This is a genomic window from Parabacteroides chinchillae (assembly GCF_900108035.1).
Classification (GTDB): Bacteria; Bacteroidota; Bacteroidia; order Bacteroidales; family Tannerellaceae; genus Parabacteroides; species Parabacteroides chinchillae.
On sequence record NZ_FNVS01000001.1, the window covers coordinates 267,656 to 287,639 of the forward strand.

Consider the following 19,984-nt stretch of genomic DNA (forward strand, 5'->3'; position numbering starts at 1 on the left):
ACATTAATTTTATACATATGAAAAAGACAATAGCTATTTTGCTTTTATTGGCATTAATCATAGTGCCATCAAAAGCAGCTGATGTTGAGAATGTGAAACCAGTCAAGAACGTGATAGTCCTTATACCGGACGGCACTTCACTTGCCACCGTATCTATGGCACGCTGGTTGCAATGGTACACAAATCCGGATAAACCGAAGTTGAACATCGACCCGTATTTATGCGGAACCGTACGTACGCATTCATCCAATGCACCTATCGGCGACTCTGCACCCACTACATCCTGTTATATGACCGGCCAACCGAGCCGTACGGGCTATGTGTCTACTTATCCTGAAAATGACGGCGATAACGACATTTATCCTACTGACCCGTCCCGTGCATTCCAACCGCTGACAACCGTACTCGAAGCGGCTAAAATATTACAAGGCAAATCAACAGGTTTAGTATTTACATGCGAATTTCCACACGCAACTCCGGCTGACTGTTCCGCCCATAGTTATAACCGCGGAAAATATGAATGGATCGCACCGCAGATGGTACATAATGACCTGAATGTAGTTATCGGAGGAGGCGTTTCCATCCTAAACAAAGAGATGGAAGATTACCTGCTTGCTAACGGTTACAGCGTATATAAAAACGATCTTAACGGCATGCGTGCCGATAGCAAAGACAAAATGTGGGCGCTATACGGAGAAAAAGAAATGGCATACGACATTGACCGTAACCCGGACGAACAACCTTCATTAGAAGAAATGACCCGCAAAGCAATAGATAAACTATCCAGAAATCAGAATGGTTTCTTCCTGATGGTAGAAGGCAGTAAGGTAGACTGGGCTGCCCACGGAAATGATCCGGTTGGTATGGCTACAGACATGTTGGCATTTGACCGCGCTTGCGGTGCTGCTTTGGAATTTGCACGCCAGAATGGAGAAACAGCTGTTGTTATTATGCCCGATCATGGAAACAGCGGTATCAGCATAGGAAAAGCCAGTTGCAAAGGTTATGATAAACTAACCAAAGATCAGCTATTCCACCAATTTTCACTGTATAAGCTGACAGCCGAAGGTTTTGCCAAGAAATTAAACAGCGAACCGAACTCGGAAGTACAAAACATTTTCCGTAAATATGCAGGTTTTGAACTGACACCGGAAGAACTGGATGCTTTAAACAACAACCCTGACTACAAGAACAGTCCTATTCCGGCTGATCAACGCAAATCGGACGACAATTCTTCTTTATACAGCGGCTCTTTAACCGGTCTTATGGCTCATATCCTGACATCAAGAACCTGCTTCGGTTTCACAACAAGCGGACATACCGGAGAAGAAGTATTTTTAGCAGCTTATCATCCACAGGGAACTTTACCGATCGGTATGCATACAAATATAGAAATAAACGAATATTTGTGCTCTCTGCTCGGATTAACTCATAATACACTGGAAGAGTTAACAAGCAAGAATTTTGCCCGCCATATGGATGTATTCAAGGATTATACTTGCAAAATAATTCCTGCCACTCACGAAAAAGGCTCTCCTACATTAGTTGTAACCAACAAGAAAGACAAGAAAAAACAACTGACAATCACCCCTTTCTCAAACATTATAAAAATGGGTAAAAAAGGAGAAAACGAAATAAGGCTCAACTCTGTAGTTGTATATGTTGACAAAAACAACACATTCTATTTACCGGAAAGCCTGACGGACTACCTGAAATAAAAACAGGACGAATATTTATAAAAAACAGAGCACAACAAATATTTAGTTTGTTGTGCTCTGTTTTTTTACAAATCCCCCTAAACGAACAAAAATATCGATTTTATAGTTATATTTGCCAAGTAATAGCAAATCCGGAATAAATATGATCGTAAATTTCAGCATTCAGAATTATGGTTCTATAAAAGACACCATCTGTTTATCTTTCGAAGCAACCAATTCAAAAGATCTGGAAGAATATTATGTCATACCGGTTGAACTCAGTAACGGAAAATCTATCAGGTTATTAAAGCTAGGATTGATCTACGGTGCAAATGCATCGGGCAAGACAACAATACTAAAATCACTCAATTTCTTACGTAGAACTATTTTAAAGCCTCTTGACAAGAAAGATAGTAAATTCAACTTTGAACCGTTTCTTCTTGATAATACCAGTTCTTCGCAGCCAACTTCTTTCGCATTGGAGTTTATACAGAATAAAGTAAAATATCTGTACGAGATTCAATTGACGAAGTATGCTGTCATCAGTGAAAAATTATATATATATAACCCCAGTAAGTCTTTAGTTTACGAAAGAGCTACCAATCTAGAAAAACAACTGACCAGCATTTCACTGGGAAACAAAATATCATTAAAAAAAGAATTTTTAAATTCATTGGAAGCAAATACTTTATGGAATAACACCGTATTGGGAGGCTTCCAAAAAACGAATATAGACTTTAATGAGTTACATGAAGTAACCCGTTGGTTCAAAGACAACTTATTACCTATTATAACACCAAAAACAAATTTATTCAGTTATATATCAAGCAGAATTGAAACAAAAGAAATAAATAAAAACAACGTTGTTTCTTTACTGAAAAAAGCCGATTTCAATATTTCCGATATTCTTATAGAAGAAACTACGCGAATATTAAACCAAGATGTATTAAGGCAGTTATTTCTACTTTCGGATATAAAAAATGAAGAAGACACATTGGATGAAACAAAAAAAACATATCCGGTAAAAGAAAAAAGAATACTTCTTCAACATCATATCGGCAACGACTCATATAGCTTAAAATATGAGCAAGAATCTGCAGGAACACAACGGTATTATCAGTTTTGCGGTTTACTGGATTTATTAATACGAAAGAATAAGATTCTGCCAATAGACGAAGTAGAATCTTCACTTCATCCGGATTTGTTAAAGTATTTTCTATTAACATTCTTAACAAACAGCAAACACTCACAGTTAATACTTACTACCCACTTCCGGGAATTCCTTTTAGAAAAAGACATCTTCAGGAATGACATGATCTGGTTCACCGAAAGAAAAGAGGACAGCAGTACAGATTTGTATTCATTAGATGACTTCAATACTTCGGTAATCCGGAATACAAGTTCCGTATATAATGCATACAAGATAGGAAAGTTAGGAGCAACACCGAATTTGGGTGATTATTACATTGAACTTGAAGAATGATGGAAAGAGCCAAGAGAACTAAAAGGGATGGAAAACAGATACACCTGATCGTTGTAGACGGAAAAACAGAAAAATGGTATCTCGATTTGTATAAAGAAAAGAATTCATTGAAAAACTTCAAGGTAGATCCTGAATTATGCAAAAAAAGAACCTTAAAAGAACAATTTCAAACTATAGAAGAAAACCTCAATAATTATCTGAGTATCATCTGGGTTATTGACTTCGATGTCATTCTGAAAGAAACTTGCGAAACTCCCAAAGGAGAAAAAACAAAAATATCAGAGTTCAGAGAATATATGGAACTTTTGAAAAAGCATGAAAATGTACATATACTTATTAATGTACCATGCCTTGAATACTGGTATCTTTTGCATATAAAAAACACTAGTAAATATTATACCTGTTACAATGACTTAGAAAAAGAATTCAAAAACACCATACTTGATGGTTATGAGAAAACGGAGAAATTCTATAAGCAGAAGAACAAGGATATTTACACAAAACTTCAACCCTTTTTGGAAAAGGCAATAACCAATGCCAAACAACTGGGTGACATAAATATTTACGATATGGAAAAAGGGAAGGCCGAAATATATAAGCTTTTCAGTATTTTAAATAAGAAATAAAATAAAGCGGAGGCAAGCCAGTCTCCGCTTTTTTTATACATTTGCATACACAAGACAGATATACACAATCTATGAAGAGTAAAAGTTTAGTTTCTATCGATCAATGTTCTAAAGAGGACATTCTTCGTATACTGGATAATGCCAGAAAGTTTGAGGAGAATCCGAATCGTAAGTTGCTGGAAGGAAAAGTAGCAGCAACTCTGTTCTTCGAACCCTCTACACGTACACGATTGAGCTTTGAAACAGCAGTAAACCGTCTCGGAGGACGCGTAATCGGATTCCAGGATGCCTCTACTACCAGTTCGTCCAAAGGAGAGACATTAAAAGATACCATCCTGATGGTAAGCAATTACGTAGACCTTATCATCATGAGACATCATTTGGAAGGAGCAGCACGTTATGCATCGGAAGTAACAAACATCCCGATTATCAATGCCGGAGACGGAGCCAATCAACATCCGTCACAAACAATGCTGGATCTATATTCCATCCTTAAAACACAAGGCCGTCTGGATAATCTGACCATCACAATGGTAGGCGACCTGAAGTATGGACGAACCGTGCATTCTTTGATTGTAGGAATGTCCCATTTCAATCCTACCTTCCATTTCATCGCTCCAAAAGAGCTTAAAATGCCGGATGAACAAAAAAATTTCTGTGACAAACACGGCATTAAGTATTATGAACATACGGACTTCACGGAAGAGATAATCAACCAGACTGATATTTTATATATGACTCGTGTACAACGCGAACGTTTTACCGATTTGGAAGAATATGAACGCGTAAAGAATGTGTATATCTTACGTAACGACATGCTGAAAAACAGTCGCGAAAATCTTCGCATACTTCACCCTCTTCCCCGGGTAAACGAAATAGCTTATGACGTAGACGATAATCCGAAAGCTTATTATATCCAGCAAGCACGCAACGGTTTATTTGCACGTCAGGCTATCATTTGTGAAGTACTTAATATTCCAATCGAAAATTAATTAGCTATGTCAACAGAAAAGAAAAGAGAATTGCTGGTTGCCGCACTTGAAAACGGCACGGCCATAGATCATATTCCTCCCAGCCAGCTTTTTAAAGTGGCATCACTTCTGGGATTGGAAAAAATGAATAATACAATCACAATCGGAAATAATTTTCACAGCAGCAAAATGGGATGTAAAGGCGTAATAAAAATCGCCAATAAATTCTTTGAAGAGGATGAAATTAACCGTATTGCCTTGATTGCTCCTAATGTTATATTAAACATTATCCGCGATTATGAGGTTGTAGAAAAGAAGACTGTTACTCTTCCCGACGAACTGGTTGGGTTAGTGAAATGTAACAATCCGAAATGTATCACCAATAATGAGCCGATGCTTTCACGTTTCAGCGTTATTGACAAAGAAAAAGGTACCATCAAATGCCGTTATTGCGAACGTAAGATTAACAAAGAAGACATTATAATCAAATGAAACACGATTGGAAACCGGGAACAATGATTTATCCGTTACCTGCCGTAATGGTAAGTTGCGGAAATAATCCATCCGAATACAATATTATAACCGTATCATGGGTTGGCACAATTTGTACCAACCCTCCGATGTGTTATATATCCGTTCGTCCGGAAAGATATTCATACCCTATCCTGAAAAAGAATATGGAATTTGTAATCAATCTGACGACTCGGGATCTGGCGTACGCAACCGACTGGTGTGGCGTAAACTCAGGAAAAGACCATCACAAATTTGAAGAAATGAATCTTACTCCGGGAAAAGCTTCTATTGTAAACGCACCCATTATAGAAGAATCGCCTTTGTGTATAGAATGTAGGGTGAAAGAGGTGGTTGCTTTAGGTAGCCACGACATGTTTATTGCCGATGTAGTAAATGTGCTGGCAGATGATAAATACCTGGACCCCGAAACCAAAGCTTTTAATTTACAAATGGCTGACATATTAGCTTATTCACACGGAAAATATTATGGGTTAGGTGATTTTGTGGGTAAATTCGGTTGGTCTGTACAAAAGAAAAAATAGGGCTATGAAAAAAATCTACCTTCTGTTTGCTTTTTTCCTGCTTTGTTTGCCGGGTAAAGCCGAAAATCTTTTATACCTGAAAGATAAAGCTTTTAACTTTGGCGGCAAAGTAGGATTCAATGCTACGTTTCCGATTGTCAACTCTCTTTCTGTATATGGTGTTGAAGCTACGGATATACGTGTAGAATATAAGGTAGGATATATAGCAGCCGTTTTTTGCCGTGTCAACATTGAACGCTTTTTCTTACAGCCCAGTCTTGCCTGGCACCGTTCGGAAGGCGAAATCCACTTTAATATTCCTGAAGAAGATATAACAAATGGAGTACCGGACATTAACGTTATTGATCCGAAAAATGACCTGAATATGAAAACCAGCTCCCTGGAACTTCCCATTTTGGTAGGATATAATTTTGTAAAAGAAGGTCCTTACGGACTAAGTTTAATGCTAGGTCCAAAACTCAAATACAACTACAAAGTGGCTTACACATCCAATTTTGCCAATGCATCGCCACATGAATATATTAGTGACAGTACTCCTTTCGGCATCAATCTCTCAGCCGGACTGGGAGTAAGCATCGGACGGCTTTTCTTTGACTTTGCTTACGAGTTTGGTCTGAATGAGGTAGAATCGGACTTTAAAGACAAAGCCCCTATAGCTCCTTCCGAAAAGAACAACATCCGGATAGACAAACGCACCAATGTTATGAGTTTCTCATTAGGTTTCCTTTTCTGATTTATTTCCCGCAGATTCCTTTAAATGGGCAATATATACATGCTTTCTCTATAGGAGTTTGACTAAATGGTACTTTAGGATCAAACATTTCATCCAGGCAATCATACAATCCTTTCTCAAAAGTTCCGATATATTCAATAAAATCATTCACCGGAAGTTTTTCACGTCCCGAACGGGAATAGACAGAAGGGTCAAACGCCGGAGTAAAAAGCGTACGCATATAATAAATGCCTGGCTTAACCAACATACCTTTTCTATCTTTGGCATGGCTATACATCCAAGCATACATAAACACCTGCATGATTGCTTTAGGACGTTCCTTTTCCGTTTTATCAAAAAGACTCTCCATACTGCCGAAAGCTGAAAGCCCTGAACCTGTTTTGTAATCGATAATACGAACCGTATCACCCACCTGATCGATCCGGTCAATAAATCCCTTTAAGCGAATTTCTTTCTTGCATTTCGGAAGCATAATCTGGTGATTAATCTTTTTCTCTGATTCCAAATACAAGAAAGGCGTTAGCTTACCGTCCTGTTCCAATATCTTTTCCGCATATTTACGAATCATTTCTCCGATCAGAAAGTTTTGTCCCGTAAGCGGACGAATTACATCGGTCTTAAAGAATTCTTCAGCAAAGGCACGGGCAATAACACCAGTCAACATTACAGTGTCTTTCCGTATCAACTTTAATAAATCGGCTGTCACCATTTTACCACAGAACGGCTGGTATAACTCTTCCATCACTTTATGCAGAATACGGCCGAACATACTGCTTTCAATAGTTTCATTCACTTCCTCTTCTTCTTCCACGCCTTCAATCACTGAAAAATAAAATTTAAGAGGACAATCTAAATATGTATTAATAGTACTGGCAGAAATAGCCTTATTACCTCCAAAACAGAACTCATCCAATTGCTTCATCACTTCCTCATTTTTCTTTACTTCCAGAGGCGGAGTTTTAGAAGAGGATACGTTATACACTACAATTTTTTGAGCCAACGGCATCTCATAATGATAGCGCAACTGATGGACAAAACGGCTTACCTCTCCAGTCTGCAAACCATTACTTCGTGTATCATACAAAAGACTCACGTGGCTGGCTCTATAAATAAGACGATAAAAATGGTAAGCCCAAACACTATCTTGGTGTTCATAAGTAGGCAATCCAAAACCACGTCTGAGATTATAAGGAATAAACGAATTAGCCGCCTTACGGAGTGGAAAAACACCTTCATTCATCGAAAGGATAATCAGACGGTCAAAATCCAAAGCACGTGTTTCCAGCACCCCCATAATCTGCAGGCCCGAAAGCGGTTCACCCTGAAAAGGAATAGTTATCATATCCGTCATCCGCTTCAAAAGACGGAAATAAGTATCAATTTTCATATTTATGCCAGCTTCCAACATAACTTCTTTCATGCGGTTGACTGTGGTAAAATAATGAAACAGGAACTCTTGTTCTATATCGGCAGACCGTTGGCAACTAATTTCGTTTTCACCATCTTCATTTTCCTCCTTCGGATTAATCATCTTATTAAGTTCCTGAAGTACCCGGATTAAGTAATCTGAAAACTCATATACACCAGTAACCGGAATAAATAAGATATTTAATAAATGTGTTTTATTCAGTTCCTCTTGATAAATATATATCTTATTATTTTCAGTAATATCTTTTACCAAAACAGTTATTATATCCGGATTTATTGTGGTTACATAACGATGGTTCAAAACAGGCAGTACATCCCTAAAATAAAACGCAGGTCGTCCGTCTACATACCGTACGTTCTTTTGTAAAGCCAGAATATATTCCATTAGAGAAGCCACTGGAGTTCCTGCCAACGGATAACCCATTGTTACATTAATACGGCGTATTTGTTCAGGAATAGCATTCAATACCGGAATCAACAAATTTTCGTCCGGTAAAATTATCGCGGTTCGCAACGCTTTTTCCGCACTCAACTCTTGTTGCTTGCATAAATCCTCCAATAATGAATAAACATGTTTGGCCTGGCCTATACCGGAAGGTATTCCTATCACTTCTATAGTTTTTGACCCCGTAGTATTACCGTCTGTCCACTTATTTACATCAACTGCCAATTGAGAAGGAAAGTTTTTCAGATTCCGCTCAACAAAATAGGAAGCCTTATTATCAGGATCTGTTACTTTATCGGAAGCATAATCCCAATAAAAATCGGCAATACCCATTTTTTGCAACTGCAACAAAAAATGCTCTTCAGCTACCGACAATGCATTCAGACCGATAAAAACGACTTTATCATAAGGTAAGTCATAGGCTTGTCCTTTTTCCAACTGTTCCACAACTTCACGGAATATCATGCCTTCATAGCCTTTTCCTTCAGCATCCAATGTTTTCCGTAATTCTGCATATAGCCCATAAAGGATTTGCCAAACGGCCAGAAAACTCTGTTGATTGGGAGTATCACTTTTGGGATAAAATGAAGACCAGAAAGTTTGTATAGCAGCAATCTGCTCTTCACTTAAAAAAGAAAAACCATCTTCTATTTCTTTCAGATCGGTCAGGTTAGTAAAAAGCATGCGGGCATCAGCCATATATTTATCTATATCATCAAAATCGTTCAGTAACATTTCGCCCCAATAAAAAAATTCATCGAACGTTTCAGTAGAGCCACTCTGCTTAATATATATATCATATAAAGTAAAAAGCATATCAATACGATCGGCAGACTGCTTACCGCTTAACTGAACAAATAAATCATTGATTGTAAGAATAGTTGGTGAGAACAACGGCTTTTCAGCCACTTCAGAAAGATACTTCTGAAAAAAGAGTCCTGCACGACGATTTGGAAATACAAATGCTAAACGGCTCACATCCGCCCCACATTCTTGATAGAAAAGTTCCGCTATCTGATATAAGAATGGTTTCATACTTTTACTGGGTTCAAAAAAATTCCTTCCGAATGAAAATATAAATTCTCTCGAAAGGAACTGGTATTTCTTCCGAAAAGGATATTTTTATCGGCTATACAAACGTACGCAAATATTTCCTATTTCAGAAAGCTCATATAAAAGAAAAGGTCATCCTCACGGACAACCAATCTCATTGTTAACCTTAAATCTAATACCATGAAAAACACAGTGTAAAGATATGAATTTTATGCTGTGCAACACTAATATTTATTTGGATTTCTCGTCAATTTAACCTGATTTAACTACACTGTGTTATAAAACATGTTTTCAATCATAAAAAAACAGCTTGCAGAAATCTGCAAGCTGTCCTCCATACCATATTATCAAATAAACATTAATCAAATAAATTTCTGAACCGGCTGAATATTTTTTCTTTCATGGATTTATTCGGTTGGAAATTAGGAGAATTCTCCAATCCCGTCAACATATCTTTTTCGGAAGACGACAAAGATTCCGGAATATACACACTCACATTCACCAACAAATCACCTGTGCCATAGCTATTAACAGAAGGCAATCCTTTATTACGCAGACGAAGCACTTTACCTGGTTGCGTACCCGGTTCAATCTTAACTTTCGCTTTACCGTCAATCGTAGGCACTTCAACCGTTCCTCCCAAAGCAGCCTGAGGAACACTTAACAACAGATTGTATAGCAAATCATTTTCGTCACGAATCAGTTCAGGATGCTCTTCCTCTTCTATAAGAATCAACAAATCGCCATTAATACCCCCATGACGTGCCGCATTTCCTTTTCCATTCATGGAAAGCTGCATACCTTCAGCAACACCTGCCGGAATGTTTATAGTAATGACCTCTTCATCACGTACAATACCTTCACCATTACACTCAGGGCATTTCTTAGTAATTACCTTACCTTCTCCACCACATGTAGGACATGTAGATTGTGTTTGCATTTGTCCCAAAATTGTATTGGCTATACGCGTTACAACCCCACTACCCTTACATGTTGAACATGTAGTTGAGCCATCGTCACCGTCTGCTCCATTGCCATGACATTTATTACAAGAAACGTATTTCTTGACCTTAATTTTTTTCTCAACGCCGTTGGCTATTTCCTTCAAATTCAACTTCACTTTTACACGCAAATCCGAGCCACGATTTACGCGTCGTCCGCCGCGTGTGTTTCCTCCAAAGCCACTAAATCCGCCAAAACCGCCAAAATGACCACCAAAGATATCGCCAAACTGAGAGAATATATCTTCCATTGACATACCGCCCCCAAAGCCACCTCCTTGTGAAGCACCTCCTACCCCGGCATGACCAAACTGATCGTAACGTTGACGTTTCTGAGGATCACTCAATACATCATAGGCTTCTGCAGCTTCTTTAAAATTTTCTTCCGCCTGCTTGTCCCCCGGATTCTTATCGGGATGGAACTGTATAGCCTTCTTGCGGTATGCTTTCTTTATTTCTTCTGCCGATGCATTTTTATCAATGCCCAACACTTCATAATAATCTCTTTTAGCCATCTTAGTATTTGTTATTTGCTTCTTTTTGCTTATTCACCTACTACGACCTTTGCATGACGAATCACTTTGTCGTTCAATGTATATCCTGTTTGTACACAATCCAACACTTTACCTTTCATTTCAGTGTCAGGGGCAGGAATAGTAGCGATAGCTTCGAACATTTCCGTATCAAAAGGTTTTCCAACAGCTTCTATTGCTTTTACACCTTGTTGCGACAAATATGACACAAATTTATTATAAATCAGTTCAACACCATCCACAATAGCCTTTATGTCATTCGCCTCTTCTGACTTATGAATATTTTGCAGTGCACGTTCAAAATCATCAATTACAGGAAGAAGCTCTATTATGGCCTTTTCACCTCCATTTTTTATAAGTTCCGATTTTTCACGCAAAGTACGTTTACGATAATTGTCAAACTCAGCCATCAAACGCAAATGCGAGTCATTTAACTCATCATATTTTCTTTTTAGCGCATTCAATTCATCCGACACTTTGGCAGAAGCGTCAGTTTCTTCTGTCGCATTTGTCTGTTCATCCTGCAAATTTGTCGCATCCTCATTTGCCATCTGTTCATTTTTCGGAGAAGTTTCTTTCTTCCCGTTAGGATTCATCTTGCTCATAATTTATTTTATTTTTTTATTACTATCTAATTGTAAGCAATATACACCATTATACACCTACTTTTTCAAAGCATGCAGATAATGCCGTCCATACTGTCTTTCACCAGAATAGCATCAAATATATTGCCAACTATTCTATATAAGAAAAAATCTTTACCTTTGCATATATTTAGGCTTAAAATAAAAACATAAGAATTTTAGATATTATGAAGAGAGCGATTCTGTCAGCATTGTTGTTATTTGCTTTTCTTATAGGTTTTGCACAAAACCGTAACGGAGTAGTTTGTCGTTTAGGTTTCACATACGATATAAGTACAAACAATAACTGGGGAAAAGGAAAGCCGGTTATTAAAAGTGTTATTCCATACACGCCTGCCGAACAAGCCGGTATTAGTCAAAGCGATATTATAGAAGAAATTGACGGAATTCGTGTTATTGACCTTTCGGCAAACGAAATCAGCCAATTACTTAATCCTGCCGAAAAGAACGACGTAGTGTTAACAATCAGTAATCTTTCTACGCCATTCAAGCAAGCTATCGTAAAAAAAGAATGTAAAAAAAGTAATTCTATAACAGAAGATCAATTGGCTTCGGCTTTTGCCATGTATAGTCTGGAAACAACCAGCGACCGTGAATTTACATGTCCTTTCAAAACGATTGTGACTCCAGATTCTGTGAACTTCGCCAGGTTTAAAACTTTTGCATTCGCTCCGATTGATCAGAACAACCATAAATTAGAAACGGCAATCAATGAATCTATCGAAAAAGAATTTACAAAAAAAGGCATGACTCTCGATAATAAGCAACCGGACATACTGATACAAACATTCTATTTCTTTGATAAAAACCCAAATTACAAAGGTGCAAACAAAGTATTAGTAAACAAGGAACCTACTTACCGTTATAATTATTCACTCAACAAAATGGAAAAGTTTCCATTTCTGAATGGTTCTGCAAATGAATCCGAAGCCGAATATTTGCTGCAATTCGGATTCCGCCTGATAGACCAGAAAGACATCCCCGGGCGTGTATTATGGGAATGTGAAGCAAACGAACTACTGGAAAATTCCTATCGATTGGATACATATGCCCAAATTCATGTTCCTTTAATGTGCATGCAATATCCATACATAAAATATACCCACAATGTAAAATTCGGTGTCAATAATAAATCATATAATTATACAGGTATCAGTTATGATATAGATCGCCTGGAATTGATCAGTGATGTAAACCGCAATTCTCCCGCTTATGCAGCCGGACTTCGTCCGAAAGACATAATTGAGAAAATAGGCCGTAACAAAATGGATCATTCTGCAGAAGAATTTTCTTCCGCATATAAAAAATTCATAACGAACACGATGCCATTTCGTGATCCAAAAACTCGGTTTACCGATGCAAACGGTTTCACGCGTTGTATGCTATGGGATACATTCAAATATCCGCAAATAGCAGATGAAATACAGAACCCCAACTATCTGGGAGCATTCTCTTATTTATACAATTTTGCACCTTATATTAATCCGTCAGGGCTCAACACCTGCACGTTTTATATAAAACGAGGTAAAACCAAACTGGAAGTTATTATCCGTCCTACCATCCGAACAGAATCGACGGTAGAGATTAAATAAATGAATTCAAACACGTGATATATCCACAAAATTTTGAACAGAAGACAGGGTTTGATAAAATCCGTCACTTAATTACAGACAAATGCCTTAGCCCGCTCGGTGAAGAGCGGGTTGCCGAAATGGAATTCTCGGCAAATTATAAAACCGTAACCGAACGATTACAACAAACTGAGGAATTTCTCAAAATCATAAACGGTGAAGATGAATTTCCAGCCAATTATTTCTTTGACGTACGCCACTCTTTAAAACGGATACGCCCGGAAGGAACCTGGTTGGACGAAAAAGAACTGTTTGATCTTAAACGATCTTTGCAAACAATCAATGATATTGTCAGTTTTTTCCGCCCCACAAACGACGAAGAGATAAAATATCCGGCACTTACAGAGTTAGCCGGCGATATTTTAGTTTTTCCTCAACTGATAGGAAAAATAGACACAATATTAGATAAGTTCGGAAAAGTAAAAGACAATGCATCCCCCACACTGGCTCAAATACGCAAAGACATCACTTCAACAATGAGTGGTATCTCACGAAGCTTGCAATCCATACTTCGCTCCGCACAATCAGAAGGGGTTGTAGATAAAGATGTAACTCCCACCATGCGGGATGGCCGCCTGATGATTCCTGTAGCTCCAGCTTTTAAGCGAAAAATAAAAGGAATTGTGCATGACGAATCAGCCAGTGGAAAAACAGTCTTTATCGAACCGGAAGTAGTTGTAGAAGCCAATAACCGTATCAGGGAACTGGAAGGAGATGAAAAACGGGAAATCATCCGTATTCTAACGGAATTTACCAATACAGTCCGTCCGATAGCATCAGACATACTACAATCTTACGAATTTCTGGCAGAAATAGACTTCATCCGCGCAAAAGCACTCTTTGCCAACCAGATAAACGCAATCAAGCCTATTTTAGAAGATAAGCAACAACTTGATTGGGCTCAGGCAAAACATCCTTTGCTCTATTTATCACTGCAGAAACAAGGGAAACAAGTCGTTCCTCTGGATATTTACCTGGATGAAATAAAGCGTATTTTAATTATATCCGGACCGAATGCAGGAGGCAAATCAGTCTGCCTGAAAACCGTAGGTTTACTACAGTACATGCTACAATGCGGATTGCTGATTCCGATACATGAAAGTTCGCGAACCGGAATCTTCTCACATATTTTTATTGATATAGGTGATGAACAAAGTATTGAAAATGACTTGAGTACTTACAGTTCCCACCTTACAAACATGAAATATTTCGTAAAGAATTGCAACGAAAAGACAATCATTCTGATTGACGAATTTGGCAGCGGAACGGAACCTCAGATCGGTGGAGCAATTGCAGAATCCCTATTAGACCGTTTCAACCGTAACAAAAGCTTCGGAGTAATTACGACCCACTATCAAAATCTGAAACATTTTGCAAAAGATACGGAAGGTGTTGTAAATGGAGCCATGTTGTATGATCGTCACATGATGCAACCTTTATTTAAACTTTCCATTGGCAATCCGGGAAGCTCGTTCGCTATCGAAATTGCCAGAAAGATAGGGCTACCGGAAGACGTCATAGCCGATGCTTCCGAAAAAGTAGGATCAGACTATATCGACATGGATAAATATTTGCAAGATATTGTCCGTGACAAACGATACTGGGAAAGCAAACGGCAAAATATACGTCAGCGGGAGAAAAAGCTGGAAGAAATAACTGCCCGTTACGAACAAGACCTGGAAGCTGTAAACAAACAGCGGAAAGAAATCATGCGAGAGGCAAAAAACGCTGCCGAACGTATTCTTTCCGAGGCTAATGCAAGAATTGAAAATACAATTCGCGAAATAAAAGAAGCACAAGCCGAAAAGGAACAGACAAAGCTGGCACGAAAAGCTTTGGAAGAATTTAAAACCTCTATACAAACTACCGAAGAGGAGGACGGGAAGATAGCCCGCAAAATGGCTAAACTTCAAGAACGCAATGAACGAAAAAAACAAAAGCAAAAAACGACAAGCCAACCTGCATTTAATAAAGACATAATAGAAGTTGGCGACAACGTTCGTTTAAAAGGGCAAGTATCGGCTGGAACTGTTATGGAATTACAAGGCAAACAAGCAGTTGTGGCCTTCGGTATGATAAAAAGCACTGTAAAGCTAGAACAGCTGGAAAAAGTTAGCAAAGGACAAATCAAGCGTGAAATCCAGAAAAGCACCTTTGTCAGCAACCAGACGTCCGACCATATGCACGAAAAGAAATTGAACTTTAAGCAGGAAATAGATGTTCGAGGTATGAGGGGTGATGAAGCTTTGCAAACAGTAACGTATTTCATTGACGATGCTATTCAGGTTGGCGTCGGCCGTGTCCGTATCCTGCATGGAACAGGAACCGGAATATTACGGCAATTAATACGGGACTATTTGCGTACAGTACCCGGAGTGCACCATTTCCAGGATGAGCATGTGCAATTCGGCGGAGCCGGTATTACCGTAGTAGAACTAGAATAAAAGCAGATAATATATGAGACGGAAAGAGGCAAATTCGCACAAAAGAAGACGCATGTCAAATAGAAATTTATCAGACAAGTATTTCTATGTCGGCGAACACGAAACAGTAACCGGCATCCGTCTCACACAATATAATGAAACGACCATACATACGCGTGAAATCAAAACAACGGATACTTTCAACAAATTAGTTGACACTAACTATATGAATTGGTTTCAGGTAAGCGGATTAACAGATGCAGAAGCCATCACCCGCATTGTACAAGACTTTGGTTTGCATAATCTGGACGCTAAAGATATCCTGACCCCTCAACATGTAGTGAAGATAGAAGAATATGAAAGCCGTTTGCTTATCATTCTGAATTCGTGTTACTACGATGCTAACACAGAAATAAGAACCGAACATATCAGTATCCTGGTAGCCGGAGATACGGTAATAACTTTTACAGAAAGCAGTAATCCAGTATTTGAAGCCACTTATAAAGCTCTCGAGTCCAATATGCTTAGTATTCGCAAAAAAGGTAGCGGATTATTATTGGCATTCCTGTTAAATACAATAATTGCAAACATTGTCGAAAGTGTAACGAAAGTGGAAGAAATGCTGGAAGATATAGAAGAAACTTTGCTGGATATAAAAAACAGCCAGGAAAACATGGGTTCACTTATCCAGCAACGCCGGCATGAATACATGATTATCCGAAAAAACAGCCAACCATTAAAAGAACAGTTTTCCAAATTACTACGCAGTGAAAATGGAATTATCAGCTCTGATATACTTCCGGTTTACAATGATCTGGCAGATCAACTATCATTCATCATACAGTCTTCGGAAAGTTGCAGGGAGATCATTTCATCATTAGTGGATCTTTACATATCCAACAATGATTTACGCATGAATGCAATTATGAAACGGCTCACCATTGTATCTACCCTATTCATTCCACTTACATTCCTGGTAGGTGTTTGGGGCATGAATTTCAAATTCATGCCTGAGTTGGATTGGAGGTACGGTTATATTATAGCATGGTCTATTATGGTAATATGCGGAGTCATCACCTGGCTCTACATGAAGAAAAAAGACTGGTATTAATTACAATCCGTAGTTCTTCTTGAATTTATAGAATGTATTCTTAGATACATTATAATACTTACAAATGGAAGTCACCGTTTCGCCACGTTCAAACATGCTGATAATTTCTTCTTTGCTAGCATCTAAAAAAAGCTGCTTAGACTCAGAACCTTTCGGACGGCCCAGTTTTTTCCCCGCATGTTTCAACTCGATAAGTGAGTCCTTTGTACGCATAGATATCAAAGCATGGTCAATAGATTCGGTCAGTTTAAAAGCCTCGACCATCTTTTTACTATCCATGCTCGAATCAAATATATAACGGTCTTCAATACACCAAAGAGAAACTTTTTTCGTCAGACACAAAGACAATATCTCCATCATTTCGAAAACAGAGCGGCTAAGACGCGTAATATCTGATACGATCAATATATCACCTTCGTTCACGCGGTCTAATGTATCTTTAAGATTCTGCCCCATTTGTTTTGCTTTCTCTCCTGTTACATCAGTTATCCATTTATCAACTTGCAAATTATCTTTTGTAGCAACAAATTTGGTTATTATATCACGCTGAATATCCAAATGATTTCTGTCCGTTCCTACACTTAAATACGCTATCACCATAAAAATACCTCTTTAATGAATTAAAGAACAATAATATATTAGATTTTGTTGGTGAAGATACAAAAAGATATGGAGTCATCTGCATTTCTATATTTAAACTTTACAGTCAAATCCAATCAAACGTTATATAAGAACATCATCTATCGGTTTTCGCAAAGAATAAGGCATTTTCTTACCATACCCAATCCGTATCAATATGGCAGGATATTCTTTTTCCAATAATAAAGACCGTGCCATACCAACCGAAAGGGGCTTCACTTCACATGGTTGATTAAGAAATGCATAAGCAATACCCCGGCTCGTCAATTCCAGAAGGAACCGTTCTAATGTGCGACCTAAATTTATCCAGTCAACGACCGAATCATTCCGGGTTGTAAATAAAATAAAATGAGAAGAAGACTGTATTTTTTTCTTATCGCCTTTATTCTGCATAAAAGGATTCAGGAAACTCTTCATGATCAATTCAGACATCCACCTGGGAAAATCGGGCGCTCCAAAAGCCTCATAACTCAACCCATCCCGGGTTTGCAACGTATGCGACCTATTATACCTGATCCAATCGGACAGTTCTTTCTTAAACTCTTTACTCTTCATTTGAATCTCATTTCCTCTCAAAACATAATCGGCTATCACACAAAATTCAGGACTACCATTCAACCACATATATACATTTGCATTATCTACTTTCCCAATCTCCTGCAATGAATAAATAAGGCTTTCTTTTAAAACCGATCCATTGTACACACTTCTGTTTGTCTGCCGTTCTCCTATCTGTTTAAATAAAGCATGCTCCTTTACAGAGTCGGAAAAGGTAAATTGCACCGTAATAACTCCATCTTCCGTAATACTTACATCCAAAGAATATCCTTTCGAAGAAGCTGCCAAAGACAAATTTTCAACAGCACATCCCAAAGAAATGAATAATTCCCTCCTATCCGTATCCACCACTTTCAGCTCCTTATCTGCATTTGGATATAATTCTACTTTGTCTTCATTTTCAAGTAAACGAAACAGCCACGGCTGCGTATTATGCCCCGAAGGTGCTTTCACAGCCTGTTCTATCATAAATAACAAATCATTGCGTTTCATAATTATTCTCCTTTCTTTAATGAGATATTTATCCCAATTTTCCTTACCTGCAAATGTTGAGACCTACAAGGAATACCCACTAAGACAAAGATAACATTTACAAACCAGAATCGCTACAATTGCATTTAACAAAAAAAGAACTCATAGTAATGATTTTGAAAAATCATTACTATGAATCAAAAAAATCATAACTATGAGTTCATCTACCAGAACAAGAATATTTACTACATTTGAAATCTAATACAAACACCGGTTCATCGTACATGAAAAAAGTTGTCATTGCTATCGATTCATTTAAAGGTTGCCTCAGTTCTTTTGAAACCGGAAAGGCTGCTGCAGAAGGAGTGAAACGTGTTTATCCTGCATGTGAAGTTATACAATTGCCTATTGCCGATGGAGGCGAAGGTATATTAAATATCCTAATGTCTGCAGCCCGTGGAAAATACATCCGGTTAACAGCCCACAACCCGTTAATGGAAATAATTGAAACACAATATGGCATATCCGGTGATGGCAAAACGGCATTTATCGAAATGGCGACCATTAGCGGCCTGCCACTTATTCCTTCCGAAAAAAGGAATCCTATGATTACTACAAGCTATGGGACAGGCGAACTGATTAAAGACGCTTTAAACAAAGGATGCCGGCAATTTATTATAGGCATAGGAGGAAGTGCCACGAACGATGCCGGACTTGGCATGCTGCAAGCGTTGGGATTCCGTTTTCTCGATAATGAAAATAATATCCTGGGAGCCGGAGGCAGAATAATGGATAAGGTTGCTATAATCGATATGTCGCATGTACACCCGGATCTGAAAAATTCACACTTTACCATAGCATGCGATGTCCATAATCCATTTTGCGGGCCAAACGGGGCTGCTTGCATTTTTGCCAGCCAAAAAGGGGCCGACCCTACTATGATACAATTGCTGGATAAAGGCATGTATTCTCTTGCAAATGTAATCCTTTCCACTACAGGCAAAGACATAACAATGATACCTGGTACCGGAGCCGCAGGAGGAATGGGCGGAGGCTTTCTGGCCTTTTTAGACGCAACACTCAAGCCCGGCATACAGCTTTTATTGGAAACACTCGATTTCAGTAACCACATTAAAAATGCAGATATCATCATCACCGGCGAAGGTAAAGTAGACAAACAAACCATTATGGGGAAAGTTCCTTCAGGTATTTTAAGCGAAGCACAGAAACAAAACATTCCGGTTGTCGTTATAGCCGGAAGTGTCGAAAATGCAGAAGAAATCAGCAAAGCCGGATTTCAGGGCATATTTTCTATCACTCCTGCTCCTATTACTTTAGAAAAAGCAATGGATGCTAACTATGCAAAAGAGAACATTACAAACTTGGTTAGCCAGCTATGCAGATTCATTTATCCGTTCACTACTTAAATCCGGTAACAACAAAGGCAACAATTCTTCTTCAAAAATTTGCCTGCAGACGTTG

General features: G+C 38.4%; 16 protein-coding genes. 11 read left to right on the forward strand and 5 right to left on the reverse strand.

Features of this window, described 5'->3' with window-relative positions:
* Positions 1-17: 17 nt before the first annotated feature.
* The 7 genes from C4S38_RS01030 to C4S38_RS01060 all read left to right on the forward strand — a co-directional run bounded on the left by C4S38_RS01030 (position 18) and on the right by C4S38_RS01060 (position 6,565).
* Positions 18-1,718: an alkaline phosphatase gene (locus tag C4S38_RS01030; protein ID WP_103982172.1), complete on the forward strand. Its 1,701-nt coding sequence runs from the start codon at positions 18-20 to the stop codon at positions 1,716-1,718.
* 142 nt (positions 1,719-1,860) lie between these two features.
* A complete protein-coding gene (locus tag C4S38_RS01035; protein ID WP_103982173.1) occupies positions 1,861-3,180 on the forward strand; it encodes an AAA family ATPase in 1,320 nt (439 codons plus the stop codon).
* A complete protein-coding gene (locus C4S38_RS01040) occupies positions 3,180-3,806 on the forward strand; it encodes an RloB domain-containing protein (RefSeq protein WP_160034612.1) in 627 nt (208 codons plus the stop codon). The genes C4S38_RS01035 and C4S38_RS01040 overlap by 1 nt, the downstream gene beginning before the upstream one ends.
* A gap of 71 nt (positions 3,807-3,877) precedes the next feature.
* Positions 3,878-4,798, forward strand: coding sequence for an aspartate carbamoyltransferase (gene pyrB / locus C4S38_RS01045; protein ID WP_099465134.1), 921 nt, complete (start codon positions 3,878-3,880; stop codon positions 4,796-4,798).
* 6 nt (positions 4,799-4,804) lie between these two features.
* Positions 4,805-5,269: an aspartate carbamoyltransferase regulatory subunit gene (pyrI, locus tag C4S38_RS01050; RefSeq protein ID WP_099465133.1), complete on the forward strand. Its 465-nt coding sequence runs from the start codon at positions 4,805-4,807 to the stop codon at positions 5,267-5,269.
* The gene (locus C4S38_RS01055; protein ID WP_103982175.1) at positions 5,266-5,832 is read left to right on the forward strand and encodes a flavin reductase family protein; all 567 of its coding nucleotides are present in this window, start codon (positions 5,266-5,268) and stop codon (positions 5,830-5,832) included. The genes pyrI and C4S38_RS01055 overlap by 4 nt, the downstream gene beginning before the upstream one ends.
* Before the next feature lie 4 nt (positions 5,833-5,836).
* The gene (locus C4S38_RS01060; protein ID WP_103982176.1) at positions 5,837-6,565 is read left to right on the forward strand and encodes a porin family protein; all 729 of its coding nucleotides are present in this window, start codon (positions 5,837-5,839) and stop codon (positions 6,563-6,565) included.
* 1 nt (position 6,566) lies between these two features.
* Here C4S38_RS01060 and C4S38_RS01065 read toward each other — a convergent pair whose 3' ends face one another.
* The 3 genes from C4S38_RS01065 to C4S38_RS01075 all read right to left on the reverse strand — a co-directional run bounded on the left by C4S38_RS01065 (position 6,567) and on the right by C4S38_RS01075 (position 11,630).
* Positions 6,567-9,473, reverse strand: a complete 2,907-nt coding sequence (locus C4S38_RS01065) for a PD-(D/E)XK nuclease family protein (RefSeq protein ID WP_103982177.1) — start codon at positions 9,471-9,473, stop codon at positions 6,567-6,569.
* Between the two features lie 376 nt (positions 9,474-9,849).
* A complete protein-coding gene (gene dnaJ / locus C4S38_RS01070; RefSeq protein ID WP_103982178.1) occupies positions 9,850-11,007 on the reverse strand; it encodes a molecular chaperone DnaJ in 1,158 nt (385 codons plus the stop codon).
* Positions 11,008-11,036: 29 nt separating this feature from the next.
* A complete protein-coding gene (locus C4S38_RS01075; protein WP_099465128.1) occupies positions 11,037-11,630 on the reverse strand; it encodes a nucleotide exchange factor GrpE in 594 nt (197 codons plus the stop codon).
* A 206-nt stretch (positions 11,631-11,836) separates the two neighbouring features.
* On the opposite strand from C4S38_RS01075, the gene C4S38_RS01080 reads away from it, so the two are divergent.
* From C4S38_RS01080 to corA, 3 genes are read left to right on the forward strand one after another with little or no spacing between them, the layout of a single operon-like run.
* Positions 11,837-13,261, forward strand: coding sequence for a DUF4136 domain-containing protein (locus C4S38_RS01080; protein WP_103982179.1), 1,425 nt, complete (start codon positions 11,837-11,839; stop codon positions 13,259-13,261).
* A 14-nt stretch (positions 13,262-13,275) separates the two neighbouring features.
* The gene (locus C4S38_RS01085; protein WP_103982180.1) at positions 13,276-15,744 is read left to right on the forward strand and encodes an endonuclease MutS2; all 2,469 of its coding nucleotides are present in this window, start codon (positions 13,276-13,278) and stop codon (positions 15,742-15,744) included.
* A 13-nt stretch (positions 15,745-15,757) separates the two neighbouring features.
* Complete coding sequence (gene corA / locus C4S38_RS01090) at positions 15,758-16,834, forward strand: magnesium/cobalt transporter CorA (RefSeq protein ID WP_103982181.1); 1,077 nt, start codon at positions 15,758-15,760, stop codon at positions 16,832-16,834.
* Here the strand turns inward: corA and C4S38_RS01095 are convergent, their stop codons facing one another.
* The gene (locus C4S38_RS01095; RefSeq protein ID WP_103982182.1) at positions 16,835-17,434 is read right to left on the reverse strand and encodes a recombinase family protein; all 600 of its coding nucleotides are present in this window, start codon (positions 17,432-17,434) and stop codon (positions 16,835-16,837) included. It abuts the gene before it with no gap.
* Positions 17,435-17,557: 123 nt separating this feature from the next.
* Positions 17,558-18,523: an Acg family FMN-binding oxidoreductase gene (locus tag C4S38_RS01100; RefSeq protein ID WP_103982183.1), complete on the reverse strand. Its 966-nt coding sequence runs from the start codon at positions 18,521-18,523 to the stop codon at positions 17,558-17,560.
* Between the two features lie 263 nt (positions 18,524-18,786).
* On the opposite strand from C4S38_RS01100, the gene C4S38_RS01105 reads away from it, so the two are divergent.
* A complete protein-coding gene (locus C4S38_RS01105) occupies positions 18,787-19,929 on the forward strand; it encodes a glycerate kinase family protein (protein WP_103982184.1) in 1,143 nt (380 codons plus the stop codon).
* Positions 19,930-19,984 lie beyond the last annotated feature (55 nt).

Coding starts and splice junctions, on each gene's coding strand:
- C4S38_RS01040 (WP_160034612.1), top strand. CDS start 3,180: ATGGAAAGAGCCAAGAGAACTAAAAGGGATGGAAAACAGATACACCTG.
- C4S38_RS01080 (WP_103982179.1), top strand. CDS start 11,837: ATGAAGAGAGCGATTCTGTCAGCATTGTTGTTATTTGCTTTTCTTATA.
- corA (WP_103982181.1), top strand. CDS start 15,758: ATGAGACGGAAAGAGGCAAATTCGCACAAAAGAAGACGCATGTCAAAT.
- C4S38_RS01105 (WP_103982184.1), top strand. CDS start 18,787: ATGAAAAAAGTTGTCATTGCTATCGATTCATTTAAAGGTTGCCTCAGT.
- C4S38_RS01100 (WP_103982183.1), bottom strand. CDS start 18,523: ATGAAACGCAATGATTTGTTATTTATGATAGAACAGGCTGTGAAAGCA.
- C4S38_RS01030 (WP_103982172.1), top strand. CDS start 18: ATGAAAAAGACAATAGCTATTTTGCTTTTATTGGCATTAATCATAGTG.
- dnaJ (WP_103982178.1), bottom strand. CDS start 11,007: ATGGCTAAAAGAGATTATTATGAAGTGTTGGGCATTGATAAAAATGCA.
- C4S38_RS01095 (WP_103982182.1), bottom strand. CDS start 17,434: ATGGTGATAGCGTATTTAAGTGTAGGAACGGACAGAAATCATTTGGAT.
- C4S38_RS01060 (WP_103982176.1), top strand. CDS start 5,837: ATGAAAAAAATCTACCTTCTGTTTGCTTTTTTCCTGCTTTGTTTGCCG.
- C4S38_RS01065 (WP_103982177.1), bottom strand. CDS start 9,473: ATGAAACCATTCTTATATCAGATAGCGGAACTTTTCTATCAAGAATGT.
- C4S38_RS01075 (WP_099465128.1), bottom strand. CDS start 11,630: ATGAGCAAGATGAATCCTAACGGGAAGAAAGAAACTTCTCCGAAAAAT.
- C4S38_RS01035 (WP_103982173.1), top strand. CDS start 1,861: ATGATCGTAAATTTCAGCATTCAGAATTATGGTTCTATAAAAGACACC.
- C4S38_RS01055 (WP_103982175.1), top strand. CDS start 5,266: ATGAAACACGATTGGAAACCGGGAACAATGATTTATCCGTTACCTGCC.
- pyrB (WP_099465134.1), top strand. CDS start 3,878: ATGAAGAGTAAAAGTTTAGTTTCTATCGATCAATGTTCTAAAGAGGAC.
- pyrI (WP_099465133.1), top strand. CDS start 4,805: ATGTCAACAGAAAAGAAAAGAGAATTGCTGGTTGCCGCACTTGAAAAC.